General features: G+C 69.3%; 1 protein-coding gene. It reads left to right on the plus strand.

The genetic code is table 11. The features are described 5' to 3' along the window. Nucleotides 1–99 precede the first annotated feature (99 nt). Nucleotides 100–420 (plus strand): hypothetical protein, encoded by a 321-nt coding sequence (locus BFF76_RS30740; RefSeq protein ID WP_065849520.1) that lies wholly within the window; start codon nt 100–102, stop codon nt 418–420. Nucleotides 421–827: the final 407 nt, after the last annotated feature.

Below are 827 nucleotides of genomic sequence, written 5' to 3' on the forward strand. Positions count from 1 at the left end.
CCGCGTCCTATTGGTGCCGGTCTACAAGAACCCCGGCACCCTGCTCGGAGAGTTGGACGCTACGACGAGTGGTGGGAACGCCAAGCCAAGGACAGCCCCATGACGATGATGATCCCCCAGCCCGATGGCGGGGACCATAACCTTCTTCCGTACGACGCTTTGATCGCAGCCACCGAGCGCGAGATCGCGCGCCGCAAGCGGGACCTGAAGGAACTGCGTCGTAGGCGCCGCCGCGCCAAGCGGGCCGAGGCAGCCCGATTCGTCTACACCCACAGCCGCATCGGCGTCTTCTGGATCGGCACGACTGCCTTCGCGGCGGCGACGGTGTGCTTCGCCATGGGCGAGACCCAGGCCGGCGCCGAGCTGTTCATGTTCGCGGTCCAGGTCTGGCTGATGGTCTTGGGGCTGCCTCGGCGCTAAGCCCGGCGGGCGCCCGCGCCGCTCGCGACCAGATCGCACCCTGCTCCCTCACCTCTACTTCCGGTGTCGCTGGGTCCCGCGCGGTGGACCCAGCTCCGTCCCGGCCTGGGCGAAGAGGCCGCCGGCCGCCGGGTCTCCTTCACCACCAGGCGGTGCTCCTCGCGGGGGCGGGTGGCTTCTTCTTCCCACGATGCCGGCGAGCCCGAGACGCAAGCGACGTGATCGTGTATCTCGCGCGCGATGGGGCGGCTCCAGAAGTCCCGTGCAGCCCGAGACGGTAGCGGCAGCGGTCTGTACGGTCCGCGCCCATGACTTATACGAACAGCACTCAGCCCGCCCGTCGCAAGCCGCGCCGTCAGCCGGGCCGCCCTACGCTCCTCACCCCGGCCGTTACGGATCTGCTCACC

The sequence above is a fragment of the Streptomyces mutomycini genome, assembly GCF_001700505.1.
Classification (GTDB): domain Bacteria; phylum Actinomycetota; class Actinomycetes; order Streptomycetales; family Streptomycetaceae; genus Streptomyces; species Streptomyces mutomycini.

What these genes read in the sequence shown, in the direction of transcription:
- BFF76_RS30740 (WP_065849520.1), top strand. Translation starts at nt 100, where the DNA reads ATGACGATGATGATCCCCCAGCCCGATGGCGGGGACCATAACCTTCTT.